Source organism: Microcystis sp. M090S1, from assembly GCF_020246295.1.
Lineage (GTDB): Bacteria > Cyanobacteriota > Cyanobacteriia > Cyanobacteriales > Microcystaceae > Microcystis > Microcystis aeruginosa.
The window spans coordinates 1-4978 of sequence record NZ_JADBTF010000274.1 but is presented as its reverse complement, the minus strand read 5'-3'; the positions used below and the strand labels follow the sequence as shown (position 1 = coordinate 4978).

The following is a 4978-nucleotide window of genomic DNA, read 5'->3' as shown; positions in this document are numbered from 1 at the left end:
GCTGCCGAACTATTCTCGATGATTGCTTTCACCATTTCTCCCGTATTTAACAGCAAAGATTTCGTAGGGTGCGTTCCCCACTGCAACTCCGACTACGCAACTAATCGACGAGGGGAAACGCACCTTACTGATTACTGATGACAAACTACTACTTCTTGGAAGAACTTCTCCGGAATCGTTTCCCTCCCAAGAAAATCAGTCCTAAAACCCACAAACTTAACGGGTTCATCGTCGAGGATTCGGGAACCGAAATTGCCCCACCGTCGGCGGTGAGTTCCAGATCGACCTCCTTACCGAAATCTCCTAGATCGTAGTCAAAGGTAAGCGATCGCTATCGCTGTAGGGTGCGTTCCCTAATGCAAGTCCAAATATTCCACCAATAGATTTTGGGGAACGCACCATGCACATTGATGGAAGTCGTTAGACCGCTTCAATTTTAGGGTAATAGTTGCTAAGGTTCGCTAACCTCACCGGTGAAGCCACCTAGGGAGAGGTTTTTGAGCGCTAAAAAATTCTTTCTTCTCCATAAAAACGATAAAATCTCTATTCTGGAAGCATAAAGAGGCTTCAGGCGAATTTAAAGGCACATTTAAGCCGTATAAATCGAATATTTCCAGTTTTTTCAGCTAATCAAGCCATTAATCGCTTGATTTCTTTGCATATAACCGAACTAAGACAGTATAATTTTTTCTTCAATGTATTGAAATTGTTTTTTGTTTCATATAAAATACAATCTCAGAGAAAATACCTAGCAATCTCCCATAAATAAACAAAGGAGCCGATGACATCGTGATCCATGAGCCTAGATCCTCAAAACCGAAAACCCTCTTACCCTTTATTTCTCTAGCTACGGCTGCCGTCGTCACAACGGGAATCGGACTAACTTTTAGTCCCCTATCGGCATCGAGTAATCTGCTGGCAGCTCCGCATAAACAGCAAGCTAAACAACAAACCGTGGAAATCACCCTAGTTTCCTACGCGGTGACTCAATCGGCCTACTCAAAAATTATTCCTCTATTCGTCAACAAATGGAAAAGAGAGAAAAAACAGGATGTGGTGATTAAACAGAGTTATGGCGGCTCTGGTTCCCAAACCCGCGCTATTATCGACGGATTAGATGCAGATGTGGTAAATTTGGCTATCGGTTCCGATGTGGAACGCTTGCAAAAAGCGGGTTTAGTTAACCCCGGTTGGCAGAAAGAACTCCCCAATAACGGCATCGCCACTCGTTCCGTGGTAGCTTTAGTTACTCGTCAGGGCAATCCCAAAGGAATCCGCAACTGGCCGGATCTAGCCAAATCGGGGATTAAAGTAATCACTGCCAACCCGAAAACCTCTGGGGTGGCCCGTTGGAATTTTCTGGCCCTGTGGGGATCGGTAACTCGGACCGGCGGCAATGAAGCACAAGCGACCAATTTCGTCCGCAATGTCTATAAAAATGTTCCTGTACTACCCAAAGATGCCCGGGAGGCCAGCGATGTCTTCTTTAAACAGGATCAGGGGGATGTGCTGCTTAACTACGAAAACGAAGTGATTCTGGCCCGTCAAAAAGGAGAAACCGGGTTTTCCTATACTATTCCTTCGGTCAATGTTTCGATCGATCCGCCCGTGGCTATAGTGGATAAAATAGTTGATAAACGCAAAACCCGGGAAGTAGCGACAGCTTTTGCCCAATTTCTCTTTACTCCCGAAGCACAGAGGGAATTCGCTAAGGTGGGTTTCCGTCCGGTTAATGCTACTGTGGCTAAAGAGTTTAGTAAACAATACCCAAAAGTGTCGAATCTGTTCCCCTATACGGCGATCGGTAGTTGGGAGGAGATACAGAAAAAATTCTTCGCTGATGGGGCGATTTTTGACCAAATTCAGCGTTAATTAGTAGTAGGCCGTCAGCCGTCAGCTAGATAGCACTTGCTGAATAAATGTGAAATGTGGGCAAGGTAAGGGTTTTGTGGCTTTTCTTGCGAAACAGATGCAAGATTTTGAGAGAATCGTCGTTCAAAACCTTGCGTCTTCATCGGCCCGCGTCCTGTAGGGGCGAAGCATTCGGGCAATAACCTATCGGTGAAACCGTAGATTTTCTAACCGAATGCTTCGCCCGTACTTTTTGCCGCAAACCCTAGATAGCAGAGATAGTTGATAGCTGATGGCAAAAAAACAAAACTAATAGTTAATAACTAAAAAAAAGATGTATCTACTGGACAAAATAAAAAACGGAACCTTGGTATTGATCGGTTACTTATTATCGCCCCTGTGTTGGTGGAACGATCTAATTTTTAATCTGCCGATTGCCTACGGTTTTGGTCGTTTAATTGCTTGCTTACACGCCGATTTTTTTCTACCAGCGGCCATGGTTGGTTATTGGTTATCTAATCTTGTGGGAATTCTGCTAATGCAATTCGGGACGAAAGAATTAATCGGTGGAGAGAAAGAAGAACGCAATTGGCAAAAAGAATTAAGAAATGGATTACTTTCCTCGACAGTTTACACTTTAGTTATTCTGGGCCTAATTCATTTTCAGGTATTAGAAATGCCCCTGTTATCCTCGATCGCCACTTTTTCCCCGTGATTCCCAAAACTTACTTAAACAATAGCTTAATTTTCTTGGTTATCTTGTTAACATCGCTAACTTTTACGGATTTAGCGATCGCTATTCGCCAGCAGCCCCAAGGATTTGCGTGGGAAAAATCCCTGATGCTATCTATTTATCAAACCGCTAATTTAAACCTAAATTTTTTGGCCATAAAACTAACGGGATTAGGTACTTATTGGGGAGTGGCACCGATACTGACGATTTTACTGCTGATTTTTGCCCTAAAAAAATACTGGTATGGGTTCGCTTATATCCTTGTGACCATGGCGGGAGGTTGGGCTATTAGTTATAACCTCAAGATGCTTTTTCGTCGGAATCGCCCGCAATTTTGGGAGTTATTTTATCCCTTACCCCACGATTTTTCCTTCCCTAGCGGCCATGCTTTATTTAGTTCCCTGTTAGTCGTTTCTTTACTGATCCTATCTTGGAGAACGCGCTGGTTTTTAGGGGTAGTTTTACTGGGGATTCCCTTCGTCTTGGTTATTGCTTGGACCCGTCTTTATTTAGGAGTTCACTTTCCTGGTGATATCCTTGCCTCTTGGCTTTTAGCGATCGCTTGGTCCCTCCTAGTTCATCTCTGCTGGCAACAGTTATTAAAGACACCTAAGGCGATCAACACCCAAGAGGAAATTAATAATTAGGGTTGGCTGAATATCAGTGAAAGCCTTGCTAGAAATCGGTTTAGGGACTTTTGTTTTCAAGAAAAGTGCCAGAGACAAACGTTGAGAAATCGATCCGAGGGACTCAAAACCCTTGCACTTTCCGGAGGCGATTGCAAAGGGTTCCGCTTCTCAGTGTGCGAGGTTATTCTGTTATTCTGACTTCCCCTCCTGACTACTGACTCCTGACTCCTAACCCCACCAACAAACTTTTTTAGCAAACCCTAATTAGTTGACCGACTTGCTGCCCAAGAAAAATATCACGTTATACCTAAATTTTTGGAGAAAGCGAATCAAAGCCCTATAGTAATTATCGTTTGATATTCGTCGCTGACACTGAATCATGAAATCAAAACTGCCACGAGGGAAGGGTCTCTCCCTGGGACGGTTTCAAAGCCGTCCCCTTGCTTTTCTCACTTTAGTTCTTCTGTGCATTTTAACCTTTACCTTAGCGCCGTCATCGCCCCTGATGGCCACGTCTAAATCTGAGACTAAGATAGACTTTGTATCGCCGGCGTGGGTAGCACAAAATCTCAACGATCCGAAGTTAAAAATTCTCGATCTGCGGATTAATCCTTTGGAATATATCACCGGTCATTTACCGAAAGCGGTGAATATAGCCGATAATAATTTTCGTGGTCCAAACGGATTTTTACCGGTTCAATATTGGCAAGAGGATAAAATTGGCAGTCTCTTTGCCGCCGCGGGAATCACTAATGGCGATCGAGTGGTAGTATATTCCGATGGTCGCGATGTCTTGGGGGCAACCATGGTCGCCTATTTACTAGAGCGATCGGGTTTCCGAGATGTGGCCGTCTTAGATGGTGGTTTTAAGGGTTATAAGGGTTCTGAACAGAAGGTAACGAAAGAATTCCCTAAATATCAACCAGGGAGCTTTACTGTCCGTGATAATCCCTCGATTCGGGTGACTTTGGCAGAAGTAGAGAAATTGATCGGCAAACCCGATGTGGTTTTTATCGATCCTAGACCCGAAGAACTTTTTCAGGGGAAACAGGATATCTGGCTGAGAAATGGTCATATTCCGGGGGCGAAAAATATACCCTGGCCGACTTTTACGGAAGCGAATAATCCCGATGAATCTCTGAAAAATCCCCATAAATTGAAATCTTTAGACGAAATCAGGAAGATTCTTGCCCAACGCAACATCAAGCCCTCCGATAATATTATTGTCAGTTGCAGTACGGGACGGGAAGCGACTTTACAGTATGTTGTCCTCAAACATCTGCTCGGTTATCCCAAGGTGCGAATTTACGAAGGTTCTTGGACAGAGTACAGTACCACGGATCTGCCCGTCGCTACTGGGCCAGAAAAAGCGGTCTGAAGTCAAGTTTGTCGGTTTATCGAAAATTTGGGTTAAAACCCCGTCCTTTTAGGACGGCTTTAAGCTACAATGGAAAAAGCGATAACCAAGCTAAAAACTGAACCTTGACAACAGATAGTAGGGGGTTTTGTTCAGAAAAGACTTCAAATTCGGCCTTGAACGAGTAAAACTTTCTAGGAAATAAGGTTGAACATTAGATTTTTTCGACTTGTTCAAAGTGGCCGGAGGGCATTCGGACACTCAAAACGGACGTGGAGGAAAGCGTAAGACTACCGCTAAGGTAGCAGCATCCCGGGTCGCGTCAACCCCATTCAACGACCATCCTAAAAAGGTGGCGTGGTGAGGAATCACCGTCCGTTTACGGCGGTGAGGATGTCAAACTCGTTG

The 4978-nt window shown here is 44.3% G+C and carries 4 protein-coding genes; all 4 read left to right on the top strand.

The window, feature by feature from the left end; all coding sequences use genetic code 11:
- Positions 1 to 789 precede the first annotated feature (789 nt).
- Positions 790 to 1872, top strand: a complete 1083-nt coding sequence (locus tag IM477_RS12225) for a sulfate ABC transporter substrate-binding protein (RefSeq protein WP_287731937.1) — start codon at positions 790 to 792, stop codon at positions 1870 to 1872.
- Positions 1873 to 2185: 313 nt separating this feature from the next.
- Entirely contained in the window at positions 2186 to 2566 is a 381-nt protein-coding gene (locus IM477_RS12220) for a DUF7980 family protein (RefSeq protein WP_002795947.1), read from the top strand.
- Positions 2563 to 3231: a phosphatase PAP2 family protein gene (locus tag IM477_RS12215; protein ID WP_287731936.1), complete on the top strand. Its 669-nt coding sequence runs from the start codon at positions 2563 to 2565 to the stop codon at positions 3229 to 3231. The genes IM477_RS12220 and IM477_RS12215 overlap by 4 nt, the downstream gene beginning before the upstream one ends.
- 361 nt (positions 3232 to 3592) lie before the next feature.
- A complete protein-coding gene (locus IM477_RS12210) occupies positions 3593 to 4591 on the top strand; it encodes a sulfurtransferase (RefSeq protein WP_287731934.1) in 999 nt (332 codons plus the stop codon).
- Positions 4592 to 4978: the final 387 nt, after the last annotated feature.

Excerpts from the sequence above, each read along its gene's own strand:
- IM477_RS12220 (WP_002795947.1), top strand. The coding sequence starts at position 2,186 with ATGTATCTACTGGACAAAATAAAAAACGGAACCTTGGTATTGATCGGT.
- IM477_RS12210 (WP_287731934.1), top strand. The coding sequence starts at position 3,593 with ATGAAATCAAAACTGCCACGAGGGAAGGGTCTCTCCCTGGGACGGTTT.